Source organism: Microbacterium sp. AK031, from assembly GCF_024807145.1.
In the GTDB taxonomy this organism is placed as follows: Bacteria; Actinomycetota; Actinomycetes; order Actinomycetales; family Microbacteriaceae; genus Microbacterium.
Genome location: NZ_JANUCA010000007.1, coordinates 74,959 through 95,444 on the forward strand (window position 1 = coordinate 74,959; position 20,486 = coordinate 95,444).

At 67.1% G+C, this 20,486-nt stretch carries 22 protein-coding genes; 9 read left to right on the plus strand and 13 right to left on the minus strand.

The features are described from left to right. Positions 1-73 precede the first annotated feature (73 nt). From HDC95_RS13280 to HDC95_RS13290, 3 genes are read left to right on the plus strand one after another with little or no spacing between them, the layout of a single operon-like run. Positions 74-1,003 carry a metal ABC transporter substrate-binding protein gene (locus HDC95_RS13280; RefSeq protein ID WP_259064046.1) on the plus strand — a complete coding sequence of 310 codons (930 nt, stop codon included), beginning with the start codon at positions 74-76 and terminating at the stop codon, positions 1,001-1,003. Further along, complete coding sequence (locus HDC95_RS13285) at positions 1,000-1,740, plus strand: metal ABC transporter ATP-binding protein (protein WP_259064047.1); 741 nt, start codon at positions 1,000-1,002, stop codon at positions 1,738-1,740. Before HDC95_RS13280 ends, HDC95_RS13285 begins: the two co-directional genes overlap by 4 nt. Continuing rightward, positions 1,737-2,609, plus strand: coding sequence for a metal ABC transporter permease (locus HDC95_RS13290; RefSeq protein WP_259064049.1), 873 nt, complete (start codon positions 1,737-1,739; stop codon positions 2,607-2,609). Before HDC95_RS13285 ends, HDC95_RS13290 begins: the two co-directional genes overlap by 4 nt. On the opposite strand, the gene HDC95_RS13295 is transcribed toward HDC95_RS13290, so the two are convergent. Continuing rightward, positions 2,533-3,747: a PLP-dependent aspartate aminotransferase family protein gene (locus HDC95_RS13295; protein ID WP_259064051.1), complete on the minus strand. Its 1,215-nt coding sequence runs from the start codon at positions 3,745-3,747 to the stop codon at positions 2,533-2,535. The two genes, HDC95_RS13290 and HDC95_RS13295, sit on opposite strands and share 77 nt — an antisense overlap. Positions 3,748-3,859: 112 nt before the next feature. Between HDC95_RS13295 and HDC95_RS13300 the strand changes: the two genes are divergently transcribed. Further along, positions 3,860-4,324 (plus strand): Lrp/AsnC family transcriptional regulator, encoded by a 465-nt coding sequence (locus HDC95_RS13300; protein WP_259064052.1) that lies wholly within the window; start codon positions 3,860-3,862, stop codon positions 4,322-4,324. A gap of 4 nt (positions 4,325-4,328) precedes the next feature. On the opposite strand, the gene HDC95_RS13305 is transcribed toward HDC95_RS13300, so the two are convergent. From HDC95_RS13305 to idi, 12 genes are all read right to left on the minus strand, one after another. Beyond that, positions 4,329-5,801, minus strand: coding sequence for an MATE family efflux transporter (locus tag HDC95_RS13305; protein WP_259064053.1), 1,473 nt, complete (start codon positions 5,799-5,801; stop codon positions 4,329-4,331). Positions 5,802-5,996: 195 nt separating this feature from the next. Then, positions 5,997-6,383 (minus strand): hypothetical protein, encoded by a 387-nt coding sequence (locus HDC95_RS13310; protein ID WP_259064054.1) that lies wholly within the window; start codon positions 6,381-6,383, stop codon positions 5,997-5,999. A 139-nt stretch (positions 6,384-6,522) separates the two neighbouring features. Then, complete coding sequence (locus HDC95_RS13315) at positions 6,523-7,782, minus strand: ferrochelatase (RefSeq protein WP_259064055.1); 1,260 nt, start codon at positions 7,780-7,782, stop codon at positions 6,523-6,525. Further along, positions 7,779-8,279 (minus strand): pyrimidine dimer DNA glycosylase/endonuclease V, encoded by a 501-nt coding sequence (locus HDC95_RS13320; RefSeq protein ID WP_259064056.1) that lies wholly within the window; start codon positions 8,277-8,279, stop codon positions 7,779-7,781. The genes HDC95_RS13315 and HDC95_RS13320 overlap by 4 nt, the downstream gene beginning before the upstream one ends. Next, positions 8,276-9,748 carry an SDR family oxidoreductase gene (locus tag HDC95_RS13325; RefSeq protein ID WP_259064057.1) on the minus strand — a complete coding sequence of 491 codons (1,473 nt, stop codon included), beginning with the start codon at positions 9,746-9,748 and terminating at the stop codon, positions 8,276-8,278. Before HDC95_RS13325 ends, HDC95_RS13320 begins: the two co-directional genes overlap by 4 nt. Beyond that, positions 9,745-10,635 (minus strand): prenyltransferase, encoded by an 891-nt coding sequence (locus HDC95_RS13330; protein WP_259064058.1) that lies wholly within the window; start codon positions 10,633-10,635, stop codon positions 9,745-9,747. The genes HDC95_RS13325 and HDC95_RS13330 overlap by 4 nt, the downstream gene beginning before the upstream one ends. Further along, positions 10,628-11,008 carry a lycopene cyclase domain-containing protein gene (locus tag HDC95_RS13335; RefSeq protein WP_259064059.1) on the minus strand — a complete coding sequence of 127 codons (381 nt, stop codon included), beginning with the start codon at positions 11,006-11,008 and terminating at the stop codon, positions 10,628-10,630. The genes HDC95_RS13330 and HDC95_RS13335 overlap by 8 nt, the downstream gene beginning before the upstream one ends. Continuing rightward, entirely contained in the window at positions 11,005-11,337 is a 333-nt protein-coding gene (locus tag HDC95_RS13340) for a lycopene cyclase domain-containing protein (RefSeq protein WP_259064060.1), read from the minus strand. The genes HDC95_RS13335 and HDC95_RS13340 overlap by 4 nt, the downstream gene beginning before the upstream one ends. Then, positions 11,334-12,893, minus strand: coding sequence for a phytoene desaturase family protein (gene crtI / locus HDC95_RS13345; RefSeq protein WP_259064062.1), 1,560 nt, complete (start codon positions 12,891-12,893; stop codon positions 11,334-11,336). The genes HDC95_RS13340 and crtI overlap by 4 nt, the downstream gene beginning before the upstream one ends. Continuing rightward, positions 12,890-13,771 carry a phytoene/squalene synthase family protein gene (locus HDC95_RS13350; protein ID WP_259064063.1) on the minus strand — a complete coding sequence of 294 codons (882 nt, stop codon included), beginning with the start codon at positions 13,769-13,771 and terminating at the stop codon, positions 12,890-12,892. Before HDC95_RS13350 ends, crtI begins: the two co-directional genes overlap by 4 nt. After that, positions 13,768-14,829: a polyprenyl synthetase family protein gene (locus HDC95_RS13355; protein ID WP_259064064.1), complete on the minus strand. Its 1,062-nt coding sequence runs from the start codon at positions 14,827-14,829 to the stop codon at positions 13,768-13,770. The genes HDC95_RS13350 and HDC95_RS13355 overlap by 4 nt, the downstream gene beginning before the upstream one ends. Continuing rightward, positions 14,822-15,376 carry an isopentenyl-diphosphate Delta-isomerase gene (gene idi, locus HDC95_RS13360; protein WP_259064201.1) on the minus strand — a complete coding sequence of 185 codons (555 nt, stop codon included), beginning with the start codon at positions 15,374-15,376 and terminating at the stop codon, positions 14,822-14,824. Before idi ends, HDC95_RS13355 begins: the two co-directional genes overlap by 8 nt. 71 nt (positions 15,377-15,447) lie before the next feature. Between idi and HDC95_RS13365 the strand changes: the two genes are divergently transcribed. The 5 genes from HDC95_RS13365 to HDC95_RS13385 all read left to right on the plus strand — a co-directional run bounded on the left by HDC95_RS13365 (position 15,448) and on the right by HDC95_RS13385 (position 20,484). Then, on the plus strand, positions 15,448-15,996 hold the full coding sequence (locus tag HDC95_RS13365; RefSeq protein WP_259064065.1) for a MarR family winged helix-turn-helix transcriptional regulator: 549 nt from the start codon (positions 15,448-15,450) through the stop codon (positions 15,994-15,996). A gap of 44 nt (positions 15,997-16,040) precedes the next feature. Then, on the plus strand, positions 16,041-16,847 hold the full coding sequence (locus tag HDC95_RS13370; protein WP_259064066.1) for an alpha/beta fold hydrolase: 807 nt from the start codon (positions 16,041-16,043) through the stop codon (positions 16,845-16,847). Positions 16,848-16,899: 52 nt separating this feature from the next. Then, on the plus strand, positions 16,900-17,949 hold the full coding sequence (locus HDC95_RS13375; protein WP_259064067.1) for an NAD(P)-dependent alcohol dehydrogenase: 1,050 nt from the start codon (positions 16,900-16,902) through the stop codon (positions 17,947-17,949). 238 nt (positions 17,950-18,187) lie between these two features. Beyond that, positions 18,188-19,219, plus strand: a complete 1,032-nt coding sequence (locus tag HDC95_RS13380; protein ID WP_259064068.1) for a LacI family DNA-binding transcriptional regulator — start codon at positions 18,188-18,190, stop codon at positions 19,217-19,219. Then, a complete protein-coding gene (locus HDC95_RS13385) occupies positions 19,216-20,484 on the plus strand; it encodes an extracellular solute-binding protein (RefSeq protein ID WP_259064069.1) in 1,269 nt (422 codons plus the stop codon). Before HDC95_RS13380 ends, HDC95_RS13385 begins: the two co-directional genes overlap by 4 nt. Positions 20,485-20,486 lie beyond the last annotated feature (2 nt).

Consider the following 20,486-nt stretch of genomic DNA (forward strand, 5'->3'; position numbering starts at 1 on the left):
GGAACGGGCTTCGTCTTGGCGGATCGAGGCAACGTCGGTTGTTTTCGGTGTACCTAAAAGGTAGGTTTTCGGTGTGCCTAAAAATTCTCGCGCTGCCGCGGTGATCGTCCTCGCAGGCCTGGTCGCGAGTGCCGTCGCGCTCTCCGGATGCACAGGACCGGATGCCGTCACCGACGACGAGCGGCCGGTCGTGCTGACCACCTTCACCGTGCTCGCCGACATCGCCGAGAACGTCGCGGGCGACCACCTGCGCATCGAATCGATCACGAAGGCGGGCGCAGAGATCCACGGCTACGAGCCGACGCCCGGCGACGTGCGCAAAGCGGCAGACGCCGATCTGATCCTCGACAACGGACTGAACCTCGAGGTGTGGTTCGCCCAATTCGTCGACTCCGTCGAGGTTCCGCACGTGGTCGTATCGGAAGACGTCGACCCGATCGACATCGCCGAAGACGCATACGCCGGCAAGCCCAACCCGCACGCATGGATGAGCCCGGCCAACGTGCAGTTGTACGTCGACACCATGGCCGCGGCGTTCAGCGATCTCGACCCCGGGCACGCCGATGAGTTCGCCGCGAACGCCCAGGCGTACAAGGCCGAGCTTCAGCAGGTGCAGGACGGCCTGGTCGCCGATCTCGCCGTCCTTCCCGACAACGAACGCGCGCTCGTCACCTGCGAGGGCGCGTTCTCGTACCTGGCGAGGGATGCCGGTCTCACTGAGGCGTACATCTGGGCCGTGAACGCCGAGCAGCAGGCGACGCCGCGGCAGATCGTCGCCACCATCGAGTTCGTGGAGGCCAACGACGTGCCGGCGGTGTTCTGCGAATCGACCGTGTCCGACAAGGCGATGCAGCAAGTGGTCGAAGCGACAGGGACGAGCTTCGGCGGCACGCTCTACGTCGACTCGCTGTCCGAGGCCGACGGACCGGTGCCCACGTATCTCGACCTCATCCGACACGACGCCGATCTGATCGTCGAAGGCCTGACGGGGAACGGATCATGAGCGCGATCGACGTCAGCGGTCTCACCGTGCGGTATGGCGATGTGCTCGCGCTCGACGACGTCTCGCTCTCAGTCGAGTCGGGACGCGTCACAGGGCTGATCGGCATGAACGGGTCGGGCAAGTCGACCCTTTTCAAGACGATCATCGGCCTCGTTCGACCGACCGCGGGTCAGGTGCGACTGGAGGGAGCGGATCCGGGATCCGCCCGACGGCGCGGGCTGATCGGTTATGTGCCGCAGAGCGAAGACGTCGACTGGACCTTCCCTGTCTCGGTGCGCGATGTCGTGATGATGGGTCGCTACGGCCACCAGGGCGTGCTGCGGCGAGCGCGCGCCGCGGACAAGGATGCGGTCGGCGAGGCGCTGGAACGCGTGGAGCTCACAGACCTCGCGGACCGGCAGATCGGGCAGCTCTCCGGCGGGCAGCGCAAGCGCGCGTTCGTCGCCCGCGGCATCGCCCAGGGTGCCGGCATCCTGCTTCTCGATGAGCCGTTCGCAGGAGTCGACAAGCGCAGCGAGGCGACGATCGTGAGGCTGCTGCGTGAGCTCGCGGCATCCGGCTGCACGGTGCTCGTCTCGACGCACGACCTGCATGCCCTCCCCTCTCTCGCGGACGAGGCCGTGCTGCTGCTGCGCCGGGTGCTCTTCCACGGCTCGGTGGACGAGGCGCTCGAGCCCGGCAATCTCGCTCGCGCGTTCGGGCTCGAGAGCGATGCCGACCAGGAGGAGACGCCATGATCTTGGACTGGATCCTCGAGCCGCTGCAGTACGACTTCATGGTGCGGGCGCTCATCACGACGGCCATCGCGGCGGTCGTGTGCGCCGTGCTCTCGTGCTGGCTGGTGCTGGTGGGCTGGTCGCTGATGGGCGACGCCGTCTCGCACGCGGTGCTGCCCGGTGTCGTGCTCGCCTACATCTTCGGGGCACCGTTCGCGTTGGGCGCCCTGGTCTTCGGTCTTCTCGCCGTCGGACTGATCGGACTCATCCGCGGCACGAGCAGGGTCAAGGAGGATGCCGCGATCGGCATCGTCTTCACGACGCTGTTCGCGCTCGGGCTCGTGCTGATCTCGGTCACCCCGAGTCAGACCGATCTCAACCACATCATCTTCGGGAACATCCTCGGGGTATCCGCCGGCGACCTCGTGCAGATCGCGATCCTCGCTGTCATCGCGTTCGGCGTGCTGATCGTCAAGCGCCGCGACCTCACCCTGTACGCATTCGACCCGACCCACGCGTTCGCGATCGGGCTCTCGCCCCGCCTGCTCGGAGCCCTGCTGCTCGGTGTCCTCGCGCTGACCGCGGTCGTCGCGCTGCAGGTGGTCGGCGTCGTGCTGGTGGTGGCGATGCTGATCATCCCGGGCGCGACCGCGTATCTGCTGACGGATCGCTTCGGACGGATGCTCGTGATCGCACCCGTCATGTCGGCGCTGTGCAGCGTGATCGGGATCTATCTCAGCTACTGGATCGACGCGGCATCCGGCGGTCTCGTGGTCGTCGTGCAGGGTTGCGTCTTCGCCCTGGTGTACCTGTTCAGCCCGCACCAGGGCGTGATCGGGAAGCGGCTGCGGAGGCGGAAACTGGCAACGCCTGCTCGAGGTCGGCGATGAGGTCGCCGACGTTCTCCAGTCCGATCGACAGCCGCAGCACATCGGCATCCGGACGAGCGTCGGCCGGAACCGGACGGTGCGTGAGGGCCGCCGGATGCTGGATGAGCGAGTCCACACCGCCCAGTGACACGGCGTGCGTGAACAGCTTCACCGACGACACGACGGCGCTCGCTGCCGCGTACCCGCCGCTCATCCGCATCGCGATCATCGCTCCGGTACCGCGCATCTGACGCTCGAGAATCCCCTGGGGGTCGCCGTCGAGTCCGGGGAAGGACACCTCGTCGATCTCGGGCCGGTCGATCAGCCACTGCACGATCTGTTGGGCGTTCAGCTGCTGCTGGCGCATCCTGACCGGCAGCGTGGTGAGTCCGCGGTGCAGCAGATATGCGCCGAGCGGATGCAGCAGCCCGCCGGTCACCGCGCGCACACGTCGCAGCGCCTCGGCGGTCTGCTCGCTGCACGCCACTGCACCGGCGATCACGTCGCCGTGCCCGCCGAGGTACTTGGTCGCGCTGTGCAACGACATCGCGGCACCGTGGTCGAGCGGGTTCTGCAGCAGCGGCGTTGCGAAAGTGTTGTCGACCACCACCGGCACCTCGCCTGCCGCGGCGACGATATCGGCGATGGCGACGAGCTCGAGCGTGGGGTTTGCGGGAGTCTCCACGACGACGAGCCCGGTGTCCTCCCTCATCATTGACCGCACCTCCGACGGGTGGCAATAGGTGGTATCGGTGCCGAGAAGTCCGGAGCCGAGCAGGTGATCGGTGCCGCCGTAGAGCGGTCGCACCGCCACGACGTGCGGCTTTCCCATTGCGCTCGTGTGGGCGAGGATCACCGCGGTCATCACCGCCATGCCCGATGAGAAGGCGACAGCGGCTTCGGCGTGCTCCATCTCGGCGAGGGCGTCTTCGAAGCGCGCGACGGTCGGATTCCACAGCCGCGCGTAGACCATGCTGCCGTCGGCGGGCGGCCGACCACCCGTCGCCATGGCCTCATACGAGTCGCCGCCGCGTTCGATGTCAGGAAGAGGATTCGTGGTCGACAGATCGATCGGCAGCGCATGCACGCCGAGATCGGCGAGGTCGGCTCTGCCGCTGTGCACGGCGACCGTGTCGGGATGCAGATGCTGGTCAGTCATGCTTCCACGTTGCCGGAATCCCAATCCAAGTGGGAGAATTCGACAGCATCCGCCGAAGAATCGGCATAATTCGCATTCTTCGGCAAATGCGCGCGGTGAGGAGGGACTGATATTGGCGAAAGCGCAACTCGACGAAGTCGATCTGGAGATCCTCGCGGCGCTCAGCGCCCGCGCAGATCTCACCAACAAGGCGCTCGCGCTGCAGCTGGGGCTGGCCGAGTCCACCTGTGCGCATCGGGTGCGCAGCCTGCGTGATCGCGGGGTCATCCGCGACACCCGGGTCAGGCTCGATGCCGCAGCCCTCGGCTATCCGCTGGAGGCCATCATCAAGGTGCGCCTGGCGAATCACACCGGCGAGAAGGTGAACACTCTCTTCGACGCGCTCGTCGCGACGCCGCGCGTGCTGCAGGTGTTCCACGTCGCCGGCGTCGACGACTTCCTCGTGCACGTCGCAGTGGGAGATGCCGCGGCCCTCCGCGATATCGTGCTGGAGCACATCACGGTGCATCCGGTCGTGCGCGGCACCGAGACCCAATTGGTCTTCGAGCTGCGCGACGGCCGGGGCGTGCTCGGATAGCCCCTCAGCGCCGCAGCAGATTCTTCCATCGCCGCTGGACGATGATCGGCACGGGCTGGGTGACGACGGCATCCACGGTCAGCGAGCTGTTGTCGGGCCCGACGAGTGCGATCGGCGTGGTGTGCGTCGGCTCGAGCGGGTTCACGGGCATCTTCGCCAGAGCGCGGTGTGCGCGCACGTAGGCGGGGATGAGGATCACGACCGCGCCGACCCAGGCCAGCGGGTTGCTCGCCGCGACTCCGCCGAAGCCGAACAGCGCGCCGAGCACGACGGCGGCGCCGACACGCATGAACAGTTCCACAACGCCGGTGATCGTCGGGATCATCGCCTGTCCGAGCCCCTGCAGGGCGCCGCGCAGCACGAACAGCACGCCCAGCAGTGCGTACGTCGCGCCATTGATGATGAGCATGAGGTGCGCGAGCTCGACGACCTCGTCCGACCCCTCGCCGACGAACAGCCGCACCAGGTGAGTTCCGAACGCGATGAGCACGACGCCGAGCACGACCGAGGCGATGAGCGCCATCCACGTCGCCTGCTTCACACCGGCACGGATGCGGTCTGGCCGCCGCCCGCCGAAGTTCTGTGCCACGTACATCGACACGGCGAGCCCGAGCGAGGCGAGCAGCGCGGTGGCGAGGCTGTCGACGCGGCTCGCGGTCGTGTACGCGGCGACAGCTTCCGCTCCGAGCATGTTCAGGGCCACCTGCACGATCAGCGTTCCGATCGCGATGATCGACGCCTGGAACCCCATGGGCAGACCCAGCCGCAGGTGGTCCGCGATGTCGTCGCGCGTGACCTTCCAGTCCGCGCGCCGCACGTGCAGCAGCGGCATCCGGCGCCTGACGAACTCGAGGCACAGCAGCACCGAGACCGCCTGCGAGACCACGGTCGCCAGCGCGGCCCCTGCGACACCCCAGCCGATGGGACCGACGAGCAGGATGACGAGCACGACGTTCAACGCGCAGGCGATCGTGAGGAAGACCAGCGGGGTCTTGGAGTCGCCGATCGCGCGGATGATCGCGGAGAGGTAGTTGAAGAACATCGTCGCGCCAGCGCCGAGGAAGCTCACCTGCGTGAACAGCGTGGCCTCGGCGAGCAGCTCGGGCGGCGTCTGCATGAGCACGAGCACCGGTTCGGCGAGCAGTGGTCCGCCGATCGTGATCAGGATGCTGGCTGCCGCCGAGAGCAGCGTGCCGGTCGCGACCGAACGCCGAACGGCCGCGTCGTCCTTCGCGCCGAATGCCTGCGCCGTGGGGATCGCGAAGCCGCTCGTCATGCCCCAGGCGAAACCGAGCAACAGGAACAGCAGGCTTCCGGTCGCGCCGACGGCGGCGAGCGAGTTCACGCCGAGCTCGCGGCCGACGACGATCGTGTCGACGACCTGATAGAGCTGCTGCACGACGTTGCCGATGAGCAGCGGAACGGAGAACGCCAGGATGACGCGCCAGGGGCGGCCCGTGGTGAGGGAGGTGGCCATGCGGAGAAGAACTTCCGGAACGCGGGGCGGATGGGGATCGGATGCCGAGATCCGGCGAAGCGTCCAGTTTATCGAATCGATTCGGCATGGGAAGCCCTTCGGGGAAGATGTGCCGAATCGCCGGGTCGAACTGCGGGCACGCGAAGCCGAGCGCGTCACCGCAGGAGATGCCGCAGGGCAGCACCTCGACCGCGACTACCGCTGAGCGAGGACCGTGCCGAGGTTCGCGCCGCCGAGCGCCTCGGTGCGACGCGGACGGGCAGTCGCCACAGGAGCCGGCCCGACGCTCACCGGCTCGGAGCGGGCGGGTCGCCTGTTCAGCGCTGCGCGCACGAGTCCTCCGATAACGAGCGCCGCGACCAACGCTCCGCCTGCGGCGGCGGTCGGGATCCACTGACCCGAGAAGCCCGCAGCGACACTCAGCATCATGCCGACGATCCACACCGCGGTCGCTCCGCCGCACAGGCCCGCCGCTCCGCGCGCAAGGGCGACTGCGGCCACGATCGCGCAGAGCACGGCGATGCCCGCTCCGGTGAGTCCGACGGGCAGGAAGAACGCTGCCAGCTCACGTAACGCACTCATTGACGACATATCGTCCAAACCCCCCGGTTCAGCCTCCGTGCATCCAAAGATACGGAGCTTCCGCGGCGTCCGCATCCATCTCAAGGATGATGTTACTCAATCGGTCATCTGGCGTCACCCGGTCGTGCGTCAGTCGAGGTCAGGGCTGCAGTCCCGCGATCGCCGGCGAGAATCCGAGCCGCTTGTTCGCGCAGCATCCGGGGCGACAGACGTCGAACCAGGGCCCCAGCGATGTCGCATTCGCGCGCTGCCCGACGGGGCGCCCTGAGACTCTTTCCTGCACCAGGTCGACGAGCGCGCCGACGAACGCCGGATGCGTGCCCGGTGTCGGCGTTCGAAGACTCCACAGGCCCAGACGCGCCGCGGTCTCGGTCGCCTCAGTGTCGAGATCCCAGATGACCTCCATGTGGTCGCTCACGAACCCGAGCGGCACGATCAGCACGGCGCTGCGGTGTTCGAGCGACTCGAGCGCGTCGTTGATGTCCGGCTCGAGCCAGGGCTGCGAAGGAGGGCCGGACCGTGACTGGTAGACGAGCTGCCACGAGACCCCCGGCGCCGCGGTGGCCATGACCTCCTCCGCGACGGCGAGGTGCTGCGCCGCGTATCCTCCGCCATCGGCGTCGGCGAACAGGCCCGCTCCCGACAGCTCCGCGTCCTGTGTGGGAATGCTGTGCGTGGCGAACAGCACCTCGATCCTCGACGCGTCATGCCCCGCCTGCGTCGCCGCGGCGATCCCATCCCGCACCCCTTCGATGAAGGGCTGGATGAAGCCGGGGTGCGAGAAGAACTGCCTGACCTTGTCGATCTGCATGATCCCCTGCGTGCCGCTCGCCTCCAAGGCATCCGCCCAGTCCTCCCGGTACTGCCGGCACGACGAGTAAGACGAGTACGCGCTGGTCGGGATCGCGATCATCCGGCGGATGCCGTCGTTCGCCGCGCTCGCCAGCGCCTCGTCGAGATATGGAGCCCAATTGCGGTTTCCCCAGTAGACCGGCAGGTCCAGCCCCGCTTCGGCAAGCGCCGACTTCAGCGCCTGTCGAAGAAGTCGGTTCTGGTCATTGATCGGACTCACTCCGCCGAACCGACGGTAATGGTGCGCGACCTCTTCCAGCCGCTCGTCGGGGATGCCTCGGCCTCTCGTCACGTTGCGGAGGAAGGGCAGTACGTCCTCCTGTCCCTCCGGGCCGCCGAAGCCCGAGAGCAGAATGGCGTCATAGGCGACCGGTTCGACGACGTGCTCCGGTCCGGACTGCGCCGCCGGCGTGGCAGAGGGCACTTTCGCACCCTGTTCGAGATGCACTCCCGACGCCTTCGGAGGCTTGATCTCGCGGCGGCCGGATGCTGCGGGCACGCTCGCCCCGGCGGAAGCGTCGTACTGCTGCTCTGGTTCGGTGCTCATTTTCCTGTCTCCTGTTGACCTGTGCTGCTGCGACCTGTGCTTCTGCGGTCGTGTGCGACCTCGGCCGCCGCGACCTTCTCCCACTCGGCGATCGGACCGCTGACGACAGTGAAGCTCGGATGCGGATCGGGAGCAATCAGTTCGCGCCATCGCTCCCGGACGGTCGGACTTCGGCGCTCGAGCTTCGCCAGAAGATGTTGCCACTCATAGACGAGTTGGGCGTCGTTCACGATCAGTGACCGCCCGTACCCGGTCGTGCGGATCTTTTCCCGTGCGAAGCGGTACCCGCGCGCATCCGCCTCGTCGACGATCGCGCCGAGGTAGTCACCGATCGCCGCACGCGGATCTTCGGTCTCCTGGAACCTTCGCAGCTGCGGATGACGCGAGTATCCCCTGCCCGGCTCGGCGATCACGGCCTGGGCGAGCAGGCCTTCACGCCAGCACGCCGTCAGCGCCTGACGATCGAAGTACTTCGGATGCACCGACCAGAGCCTCATGCCGGATCCACCGATGTGCGCTCGGCTTCGCGCATGATGCTCGCTGCCATGCCGTTGAAGATCACGCCGTGGAACGGCAGCAGCATCGCCCAGTACAGCCGGCCCGTCAGCCCCTTCGGGAAGTACACGGCCCGCTGGCGGTAGAGGCTCCCGCCGTCCGCCGACTCGACACCGAGTTCGAGCCACCCTCGCCCCGGCATCCTCATCTCCGCTCGCAGCCGAAGCGTGCGCCCGTGCTCGACCGCCTCCACACGCCAGACATCGATCACGTCACCGGTATGCAGACGATTCGGATGCCGGCGACCCCGCCGCATCCCGACGCCGCCGACGAGCCGATCGATCCAGCCGCGCGCGGCCCACGCCAGCGGGAAGGAGTACCAGCCCTTCTCGCCGCCGATCGACTCGATCACGTCCCAGACGGCCGCAGTGGAGGCGGCGGTTCGCCGCTCGCGCAGGTCGGTGAAGACGGTGTGTCCTGCCCAGTCCGGGTCACTCGGGAGAGGGTCGCTCGGAGCACCGGGCACTGTGGCGCTCTGCCAGCTGGTCTCGACCTCGCCCTCTTCCTCGCGCTTGAGAGCGAGCCGCACGGCGACCCGGTACGGCAGAAGCCCGCCCTCGGGCGGCTCGATGTGATCGTCGATGTCATGCTCGCTCATGACGCAGTCGTTCTGCAGCGAGGCGATGATCGGCACCGCGATCTGGCGCGGAACGGGGCTCACCAGGCTCACCCATTGCGAGGCGAGCCACGGTGTGAGCACGGGCAGCGCGGCGATGCCGCGCTGCGGCAGCCCCGCCTCGACCGCGTACCCGTTCATCATCTGGCCGTAGCGGAGGATGTCGGGCCCGCCGATGTCGAAGGTCCGATTGAGTCCGCCAGGCAGCGACACGGCGCGCACCAGGTAGCGCAGCACGTCTCTGATGGCGATCGGCTGCACATGGTTGCGCACCCAGCGCGGCGCCGGCATGTACGGCAGCACCTCGGTGAGGTGGCGGATCATCTCGAACGAGGCCGACCCTGAGCCGATCACGATTCCGGCCTGGAAGACGATGGCCGGCACCCCACCGTCCAGGAAGGTCTGTCCGACCCCAGCCCTCGACGAGAGATGCTTCGACAGTGGGGCGCCGTCGGGGTGCAGACCGCCGAGGTAGACGATCCTGCCCACCTTCGCGGCGGCGGCCACCTCGGCGAACTGCTCGGCGTCGCGCTTCTCGGCATCCACGAAATCGCGGCCGGCGCTCATCGAGTGCACCAGGTAGAACGCCACATCCACCCCATTGGTCGCGCGGCGGATGGCGACGGCATCCGAGAAGTCGCCCTTGAAGATCGTGACCTCCTGCCGCCACGGCACATCGCGCAGCTTCCAGGGCGAGCGCACGAACACGCTCACCTCGTGACCGGCGGCCAGGAGCTGGGGAACGAGGCGACCGCCGATGTAACCGGTCGCCCCCGTGACGAGCACTCTGGTCATGCGAACAGTCCTCTCGTCGTGCAGAGAATGAGCAGCAGGGTGATCGCGAACCCCACGGCGTAGTTGATGAACAGGAAGCGGCGCCAGGCGCGGTTGACGTCGCCGGAGTGCAAATCGTCCACACGCAGATAGGGCGATGCACTGAGCAGATACGGCAGCGCAGCGAGCGCTGCGAGGTTCGCCGGCCACGGCGCGAGGAGCATGAGCAGACCCGCGACGGCCCACAGCAGAACCGCGAACCACACGGTCTTCGATGCTCCGAGCACCGTCGCGATCGATCCGATTCCGGCCTCGCGATCGGGCACGATGTCCTGCACGGCGCCGAATGCATGGCTCGCCATCCCCCAGCAGAAGAACGCGACCATGGTGACGCCGATCGGCGGCGTGAGAGCCGTGCCGGCGAGCGCCATCGCGTACAGCGCCGGCGTCACGAAGTGCGTGCTGGACGTGATCGAGTCGAGAAACGGGATCTCCTTGAAGCGCAGGCCGCGCACGGAGTAGGCGACGACGGCGAACAGGCTCACGCCGAGCACCGCCCACGAGACCGGCCGGTGCGCACCGAGGATCAGCAGAGCGATCACGAAGGGCGCGGCGAGCAGCCCCGATACGAGCAGGGTGATGCGGTGCAGCCGAGGCGGCAGCTTCGCCCCTTCCGCTCCGCCCTTGCGGGGATTGGCGAGGTCGGACTCGTAGTCGAAGACGTCGTTGATGCCGTACATCGCCAGGTTGTACGGCACGAGGAAGAACAGTGTGCCCACCACCAGCGCGACGTCCACGCGTCCGGTCGTGAGCAGGTAGACGGCGGCAAAGGGGTACGCCGTGTTGATCCAGCTCAGCGGGCGCGAGGCGGTGAGCAGCGTGCGGCTCGTCGCAAGGATCTCAGACATCGCGATCCTCGTCTCGAGGGTCGGCGCCGCGTTCGCCGGCGCCGCTCTCGATGTCGCCTCCGTCGTGACCGCCGCCGAGCATCTGCCAAGCTCCGCTGAACAGCAGGGCACCCGCGATCGGGTACATCAGATCCTCGATCGGTATGAGTCCGAGGCGCACGCCCGAGATGTGATCGGCGCCGTAGTCGAAGAACCCGGCCGCCATCATCACGTTGTCGAAGATGACGGTGAGGATGATGAGGGATGCCGTGGCCACCGCCCAGGCGGACAAGTACGGCCCGAGCGCACCGCGGCGACGAGCGTGCAGGGCACCGAGGCCGAACGCGATGAGGGCGATCGCGATGAAGGGCAGCGACATCAGCAGGTACGTCATCGACTCCTCCGCTTCGAGCGATGGCGCCGCACGTGCCGCCATCCGCCGAGCAGCACCAGCGTGAGGTAGCCGAGGAAGACGAGGAAGAGCATCTCCTCGAGCGGGAACTGCGGGAAGAGCAGGATGCCGGTCGCCCAGCCCGAGTCGACGTGACGGAACACGCCGAGGCTGATCCCGACCGCGTCCCACGCGAAGAAGAATGCGACGCCGATGAGTAGCGCGATCGCAGCGACCAGCGGCTTGCGCGCGAAGACCAGCCGGAAGCGCACATCGAGCAGGATGACGCACCCGAGGCTCACCAGCAGCGCGGCCGCGTATACGAGGTTCACGATTCCTCCAGCGGCCCTGGCGAATGGTCGCCCCTGACGTGCTTGAGCACGAGCTCGGCGCTGATGAGACACATGGGCAGGCCCACCCCCGGCACCGACGTCGCGCCCGTGTAATAGAGACCGTCGACTCTGCGTGACCGCGTCACTCCGCGGAAGAACGCGCTCTGGGCGAGTGTGTGTGCAGGCCCGAGGGCGCTGCCGCGGAAGGTGTTGAACTCCGAGGCGAAGTCGGCTGGCCCGAACGTGCGCTGCACGACGATGCGCGATTTCAGGTCGGGGACGCCCGCCCACGTGCTGATCTGAGCGATGGCCTGATCCGCGATCAGGCGCACGAGCTCATCACCGGAGTCGTCCACGCCACCGCGACCGATCTTCGTGTCGGCCGGGAGCGGTACGAGCACGAAGAGGTTTTCGTGGCCGACCGGCGCCACGTCGTCATCGGTGGCGCTCGGCTTGCACACGTACAGCGATGGCGCCTGAGGGATGCGGGTCGGCGATCCGAAGATCGCGTCGAAGTTGTCATGCCAGTCGTTCGAGAAGAACAGCGTGTGGTGGCGGAGCTGCGGCAGTTCCCCCCGCACGCCGAGCATGACGAGCACGGCGCTGGGCCCGGATACCTGTGCATCCCAGCGTTTCTCCGCGTACGACCGGTCTTCGGGTTCGAGCAGAACAGTCTCAGTGTGATGCTCATCGATCGCCGAGACGACGAGGTCGGCATAGAGCCGCTGCGCCTCGCCGTTGCGAGTGAACGCGACCGAGCGCACCGCGCCGTCCGCGCTGGAGATGGCCTGCACATCGCAGTCGGAGAGGAGTTCGACGCGGTTCTCGCGCGCGATGTCGACGAGTGAGGTGACGAACGCGCGGAAACCGCCGCGCGGGTACTTCACTCCGTCGACGAGGTCCATGTGGCTCATGAGGTGATACAGCGCCGGAGCAGCGAACGGTGATGTGCCGAGGAAGACGGCCGGATACGCGAGGATCTGCCGTAGACGCGGATCCTGGAAACGACGTGCGGCGAACGACCACAGGGACCGGAGCAGCAATGGCAGCACCGCAGGTGCAGAAGCCAGCACGGCTCCGGAGGTGAAGTCCCGCCAGGATGAGAACGGATTATACAAGAAGGAGCGCACCGCTGCACGGTAGGTCTTCGTGGCGGATGCGAGGTATTCGCTGATGCGCTCTCCCGCCCCACGCTCGCGACTCTCGAAGAGAGCGACGACGGCACGCTCCCCCGCCGGTACGTCGATGGCCCCCTCAGGCTCGTCTCCCCTGGGTTGACCGTAGATGCGGTAGCCGGGCTGCAGCGGTACGAGGTCGAGTTGCTCCGAGGCGGCGGTGCCCATCATCCGGTAGAAGTGCTCGAACACCTCAGGCATGAGGTACCACGACGGACCGGTGTCGAAGGTGAAGCCGTCCTTCTCCCACACTCCGGCGCGGCCGCCGAACACGCCGTTCTTCTCGAGGACCGTCACCTCGTGCCCGTCGCGCGCGAGCAGGCATGCCGTGGCCAGGCCGCTCACGCCGCCGCCGACGACGATGACCCGCCTGCCGCTCACGGCCGCGCCTTCATCGCCAGCGCGCGCATCAGGATACGCGCCTTGACGTAGTCGGGCACGCGAACCCTGGTGGTCATCAGCACAGACGCTGGGGCCGCATCGAGGCGGTCGGTGAGCTCGCCGAACATCGCCCTCGCGGCCCAGACCGCTGGTCGGCACGCGGGATCGAGGAGCGGGATGGCTCCGTCGGCCACGCGGAGATCTTGCCGGATGGATGCGATGGCCTCAGTCTTGGCCTCATCTGTGAGCGCCGGCGCCGGACTCGTCGGAGCCGCCGCCGCAAGGTAGGTGCGCCCGAGGTCGTCGTGGTCGCCGGAGAAGTCGCGCAGGAAGTTGACCTTCTGAAACGCCGCCCCGAGGCGCCGAGCGCCCTCCTGAAGTCGTTCACGTTCGCTGTGTTCGCGGACGATCCCGGCCTCGAACACGGCAACGCACATGAGGCCGACGACCTCGGCGGATCCGTGGATGTACTCGTCGAGCTGGGCTTGGTCGAACACGACCGAGTCGAGATCTCGGCGCATCGAGGCGAAGAAGGGGCCGCACAGCTCAATCCCGATCCCGTGCGCACGCGCGGTCACCGCGAAGGCGTGCACGACGAGGTTCGTGCTGAAGCCCCGCCTCAGTGCTCGCTCCGTCTCGGCTTCTAGGTCGTCCAGCATCGCCGCTCGGGTCTCGCGGTCGACGCCTGCAGCCTCAGCTGGTCCGTCGACCAATTCGTCGGCGATGCGCACGAGAGCGTAGATCCGGGCGATGTGATCCCGCATCGATCCGGGGAGGAGACGGCTCGCCCAGCCGAAAGACGTTGAATAGCGACGGATGACGACGCGCGCGCTGGCGTTCGCGGTCGCGGTGTAGAGCGGGAGATCGGTCGAGTTCATGAGGTCCGGGCACTGCAGCTAGAAACCAGGTCGGTCAGCAGTTCGCCCATTTTCTCGGGCAGCTGCGACTCACCGATCAACCTGTGCACCTCGTCGCGGCGTTCCGAGATCAGCGACTCTACGAACAGCAACGCACCTGATTCCTCGATGACGCGCCGAAGGCTCTCACCCTCGGACGCGCTCATCTCATCGTCGCCGAAATACGGTGCGACAGTGGCCCAGGCCGCGTCCGAACGCGCATAGGAGACGAGAAGGGTCTCCTTCCCCTCGCGCAGATCACTGAAGGTGGACTTCCCTGTCTCGCGTTCGTCGCCGAACACTCCGAGAACATCGTCGCGAAGCTGGTAGATCACACCGATGCGGCGCGCGATCACCGCCAGTTCCTCGAGAAGGTCCGATGGCGCACCGGCGAGAACGGCAGCGAGGGTGAGAGGCGCCTGGAACGAATATGCGGCGGTCTTCTGGTCGACCATGGCCAGCACGTCATCCGCCGACGCGGATTCCAGATGCAGGCTCAGCCATACGTCATGGTGTTCGCCCGCTGCGCTCTCGAAGACCGTCTGGTCGAAGATGTCGAGCGCAGCCTGCCGTCGCCTGTCGTCCACGTCGAGCCGGGCGAGCACGGAATGGGCGAGCGTGAGCATGAGGTCGCCGGCCAGCAGAGAGGACGATTCTCCCCACGCGTGCGCCGCTCGCCTGGGTGCGCCGCGCAGCAGCGCCTCGGACGCGAATCGTCCCGTGATGTTCATCTCGCCGCGTCGGACCAGATCCCGGTCGATCACGTCGTCGTGGATCACGAGTGCGACATGCAGCAGTTCGATCGCGCAGGCGGCGTCGACAGCCACGCGCTCATCGGTGCCACCGAGCGCCGTGTGCGCACCCAGCAGAAGTCTCGGACGCACCTTCTTGCCGCCCAGCGCCATGCGCTCGAGTGCATCCCACAGTTGCGCGTACGGCGCGGAGAACGCCAGAGAGCGTCCCCTCCGGTGAGCCAGGATCTCGGTGAGCCTCGCGTCGAACACGGCGGTGACATCGACTCCGATCTCGGGATCACGCATGCTCGCCCTCCCCGACGAATCGGCGTTGGGCGTCGGCGGCAAGATGCGGGAGAACCTGCGGGAGATGCTCCACCAGCCAAGGGCTGAAGGCCCAGGGCGCTGTGCCGGTCGCCAGCGCGAGTTCGGATGCCGTCGTCCATTGCGCTTCGGCGACCTCATCCGGATTCGGAGAAAGAGAGGATACGGCCCTGGCGATGAAGACCGGGCAGTGCTCGTTCTCCTGGATGCCGGAGGCGTCGCGCGCCACGTAGCCGAAGTCGGGGACCACGCACTCGATCATGTCGACAGCGAGGCCGAGCTCGAACGCGGCGCGACGTCGGACGGCCTTCTCCAGACTTTCATCCGGAGCCGGATGGCCGCAGAACGAGTTCGTCCACACCCCCGGCCAGGTCTGCTTAGTGAGCGCGCGCCTCGTGACGAGGACTCGACCATCGGCGTCGACGACATGGCACGAGAACGCCAGGTGCCGAGGCGTCGCGGATCCGTGCGTCGTCGCCTTGCTCTGTGTACCGATCGGGGTGCCCGCATCGTCGACCAGAACGACCATCTCCACCGCGTCACCTCATTTTATTAGCTAAGCGAGAGTTCAACTTATCATAGGAAATGTATGCTGAGATAGTGCCAGATCCGAAGCGCGACGTCCCTGAGGACGCCGTCATGCGCTACTTCTCCCGTGATTCAGATCTGGTCGACCGTTCGGATCTGACAGAGGCCGACATCGACCAGTGCGTCAGAGTCATGGAGGCCCTGCGTGGATGGCAGGAGGCCGCACGCACTCTTTCCGAGGCTTCGAAGCGGTACATGAAACTCAACGAGAGCGACATGCGTGCGATCCGGATGATCATCAGGGCCCAGCAGCAGGGCCGGGTCGTCACTCCGAAGGACATCGCCAATGAGGTGGGCATCTCCAGTGCGTCGACGACGAAACTCGTCGATCGGCTCGTCGCCGGAGGTCACCTCGTGCGATCGCAGCATCCGAGCGACCGTCGCACGGTCTGCATCGAGGTCACCGAATCGACCCGAATCTCCGCCCATGAGACCATCGGGCGCCAGCACGCACGTCGGTTCGCCGCCGCAGCGACGATGCCGCCGGCCGATCGCGAAGCGGTGATCCGCTTCCTGACGGCGCTCAGCGCGGCCGACGAGCCTCAGGGCGCGCTCGCCTGATTCGCGCCTGAGCCCCGGCGAGGCGCCGGTGCCATGATGGAACAGTGGCTGCTCCTCTTGCTGAACTGACCCGGATGCCGAACCCGCAGCTCGTGTATGCCGCCGACGGCACACGACTCGCGACCTACACGTGGGGCGACATCGACGCCCCGGTCGTCGTCATCGTGCACGGCTTCGCCTCCAATGCACGCGACAACTGGGTGCTCACGGGATGGGTGCGCGAGCTCACGGGCGCCGGGTATCGCGTGCTGGCCGTCGACCAGCGCGGCCACGGGGCCAGCGACAAGCCGCACGACGCCGCGGCATACGCAATCCGCACGCTCGCGACCGACGTGGAGACGATCATGGACGTCTATCTCGTCGAAGAGGCGTTCTACGTCGGATATTCGCTCGGCGCCAGGGTCGGGTGGGAGGTCGTGCGCGATCTTCCCCAGCGGATCGGCCGCGCAGTGCTCGGCGGCGTTCCGGACGGCATCCCTCTCGAGCGCCTCGACATCGACCAGGTGCGCGCGTATGTCGACAGCGGTACCGAGGTGCAGGATCAGACCACCAAGAACTACATCGCACTGACCGAGCGCGTCTCCGGCAACGATCTGAACTCGCTCCTGGCGCTGGCAGAGGGGATGCGCTTGACGAGGACGGTCGACCCCGATCCGTCGAACGCACCCACCGGCCCGATCCTGTTCGCCACCGGATCGAAGGATGCCATCATCGAGGGCTCGCGAGCGCTGGCGGATGCTGCGCCGCAGGGCCGGTTCTTCGAGATCCCCGACCGGAATCACTTCAACGCGCCGGGGTCCCGCGCGTTCAAGCACGCCGCGCTGGAGTTCCTCGCCGAGGGCCAGGGCTGACCTCGACGCTCCGCGTTGGCCTCTGCCTCAGCATCCGGTCTACGCTCGGATCATGACCACCGTGATCCCCGCCATCGTCGCGCCCTCCGCCACTGATCCCCTCGTCCTCGGCACGATCGAGCGCCGCGATGTCGGCGCGAAAGACGTGCGCATCGACATCCGCTGGGCAGGAATCTGCCACTCAGACATCCACACCGTGCAGGGCGACTGGGGCCCGCAGCACTACCCGCTGACAGTGGGACACGAGATCGCCGGCATCGTCGCAGAGGTCGGCTCCGAGGTCACGAAGTTCGCGGTCGGCGACCGCGTGGGTGTCGGATGCCTGGTGAACTCCTGCGGCGAGTGCGAGAACTGCGCGGCCGGCAGCGAGCAGCACTGCCTGAGGGGCGCGATCGGCACGTACGGTGCGAGCGACGTCGACGGCACGATCACGCAGGGCGGGTACTCCACCGGCGTCGTCGTCACCGAGGACTTCGTGCTGCGCGTGCCCGAGGCGATCCCGTACGAGAAGGCTGCTCCCCTGCTGTGCGCGGGAATCACCACCTACTCGCCGCTGCGGCACTGGAACGCCGGCCCTGGCAAGCGAGTCGCCGTGGTGGGCCTCGGCGGTCTCGGCCACATGGCCGTCAAGATCGCGCACGCCATGGGTGCTGAGGTCACCGTGCTGTCCCGCTCACTGAGCAAGAAGGACGACGCGCTCGCTCTCGGCGCCGACCACTATTTCGCCACCGAGGACCCCGAGACCTTCCGGTCGTTGCGCTCGAGCTTCGATCTGATCATCAACTCCGTCTCGGCAGCGATCGACATCGACGCGTATCTGAAGCTGCTGGCGATGGACGGCACGCTCGTGAACGTCGGTGCTCCCGCCGAGCCAATGCCCGTGAGCGTCGGCACGCTAATCGGCGGTCGTCGCTCGTTCGCCGGGTCGAACATCGGCGGCATCGCCGAGACGCAGGAGATGCTCGACTTCTGCGCAGAGCACGGCATCGCACCCGACATCGAGATCGCCTCGGCCGATCAGATCAACGAGGCCTGGGCTCGGGTGCTGGCATCCGATGTGCGCTACCGATTCGTGATCGACATCGAGACGCTGACCGCCTGACCTCCTTCTGAGGCCCTCTGGGGCGCGAGGTCCGCGAGACCTCTGAATCGTCGCGCCACCGCAGTCGACGCGTTCCGGCGCATCCATCGACGACCGTCGGCATCCGTCGAGCCTGTTGACACTCCTCGTCAAACCGGTTTACACTTTCGTCAAACCGGTTCACGTGCGCACCGGTTCACGTGCGCGGTTCACGTGCGCATAGTCGCGAGTGCTCCGGCGACCGCTACGAGGAGGTGGCATGACCCGTACGACGATCGCCGACGTCGCCCGCGAGGCCGGCGTCACGAAAGCGACGGTCTCGCACGCTCTCAGCGGCAACCGCCCGATCTCGAACGAGACCCGGAACAAGGTGCTCGCCGCGGCGGAGCGCCTCAACTGGGTGCCGAGTCAAAGCGCGAGAGCACTGGCGACCCGTCGAGCCAACGCGATCGCAGTGGTTCTGGCCCGCGACCCTGAGGTCATCGCCAATGACTCGTTCTTCCCTGCGTTCATCGCCGGCGTCGAATCCGTGCTCGCCCCGACCGAGACGGCGCTCATCCTCCAGGTCGTTCCCGACCGTGCGGCAGAAGAACGTGCCTATCGCGCACTCAGCCGCGGTCGGGCGGACGGGGCGCTCCTGCTCGACCTCCGCACGGGCGACTGGCGTGTCCCGCTGCTCGACGACCTCAATCTGCCGACCGTGCTGGTCGGCGCCTACGACCAGCACACCCGATTCTCGTGCGTCCGTACCGACGACACCGCCCCAGTGCGTGAGATCGTCGCCAAGCTCCGTGCCGACGGACACAAGCGCATTGCCCATGTCTCCGGCCCGCTCGACTACGTGCACTCGAAGGCTCGCGCGGAGGCGTATGTCGATGCCATAGGCGGCGAAGAACTGCTCCGCGAAGGCGACTTCACCGCTGCGAGCGGCCGCACGCTCACCGCCGAGCTGCTCGCCTTGCCCGAGCGCCCGTCCGCCATCCTCTACTCGAACGACACCATGGCGATCGCCGGGCTGTCGTACGCCCGCTCGCAGGGCCTCTCGATCCCGCGTGACCTCGCGATCTCAGGATTCGACGACGATCACCTGTCCGCCCACCTCTCGCCGGCGTTGACCAGTGTCTCGTCCGATCCAGCCGCGCGCGGCCGCGCGGCTGCACGCCTCCTGCGAGAGGGCATCCTGGGCGCGGAGCCTCGCACCGAGACCGTCGACTGCAACGTCGTGCACTTCCGCGAGAGCACCGCACCTGCCATACCCGCACCACCCGAAGTGTCAAGGAGGACACCATGAAGAAGACACGCGCAACAGCGGTGATCGCCGCCGTCGCACTCGTCGCCACCGGATGTTCGTCCGGGGGCGGAGGCGGCGGAGAGGGCGCCGCCGAAGGCACCGGCCCCATCGACGTCTGGTTGTCCAACAACGAGCAGGAGGTCGCGTGGGGCACCGCCGTCGTCGAGGCCTGGAACGCAGAGCACCCCGACGAGAAGGTCACAGCGCAGGAGATCCCGGCAGGTTCGTCCTCTGAGGAGGCCATCACCGCGGCGATCACCGCCGGCACCGCCCCATGCCTCGTCTACAACGTCGCCCCGGCTGCCGTCTCCGGCTGGGTCAAGCAGGGCGGGCTCGTCGATCTCAGCTCTATCGAGGGCGGCAGCGACTACATCACCGAGCGGGGCGGCGAGGTCGACTCCTACGCGAGCGACGGCAGCTTCTATCAGCTGCCGTGGAAGTCGAACCCCGTCATGGTCATGTACAACAAGGCGCTTTTCGAGGCCGCGGGCATCGACCCAGAAGACCCGCAGATGAACACCTACGACGCGTTCCTCGAAGGGTCTCGCGCGATCGTCGACTCAGGGGTGCAGAGCGCCATCTGGCCGTCGCCGACCAGCGAGTTCTTCCAGCCGTGGTTCGACTTCTACCCGCTGTACCTCGCCGAGACCGACGGCACGATGCTCGTCGAGGATGGCAAGGCAACCTTCGATTCGGATGCCGGACGCACCGTCGCCGAGTTCTGGGCGACGTTCTACGAGGAGAAGCTCTCACCGAACGAGGCATCCACCGACGACGCGATGTCGGCCGGGACCACGGCGATGCAGCTCGCGGGCCCGTGGGCGATTCCGTCATACGCCGAGACCGTCGACGTGGGCTTCATGCCGGTGCCGACCAGTGACGGGCGCGACAACCCGGTCACGTTCGCCGACTCGAAGAGCGTCTCGATGTTCACCGCGTGCGAGAACCAGGCCACCGCATGGGAGTTCCTCGAGTTCTCGACGAGCGTCGACAGCGACGGGCAACTCCTCGAGCTCACCGGGCAGATGCCGATGCGCACCGACCTCACGGACACCTACGCCGACTACTTCGAAGCGAACCCGAACTACGTGGCTTTCGCCGAGCAGGCCGAGTCGACGGCTGACGTGCCCAGCATCCCGAACTCGGTGGAGGCGTGGCAGGCGTTCCGCGACGAGTACTCGGCAGCCGTGATCTTCGGAAAGAACTCGATCGACGACTTCCTGAAGAACGCTGCGGCGAAGATCGACGACCTCGTCGCCGAGTGATC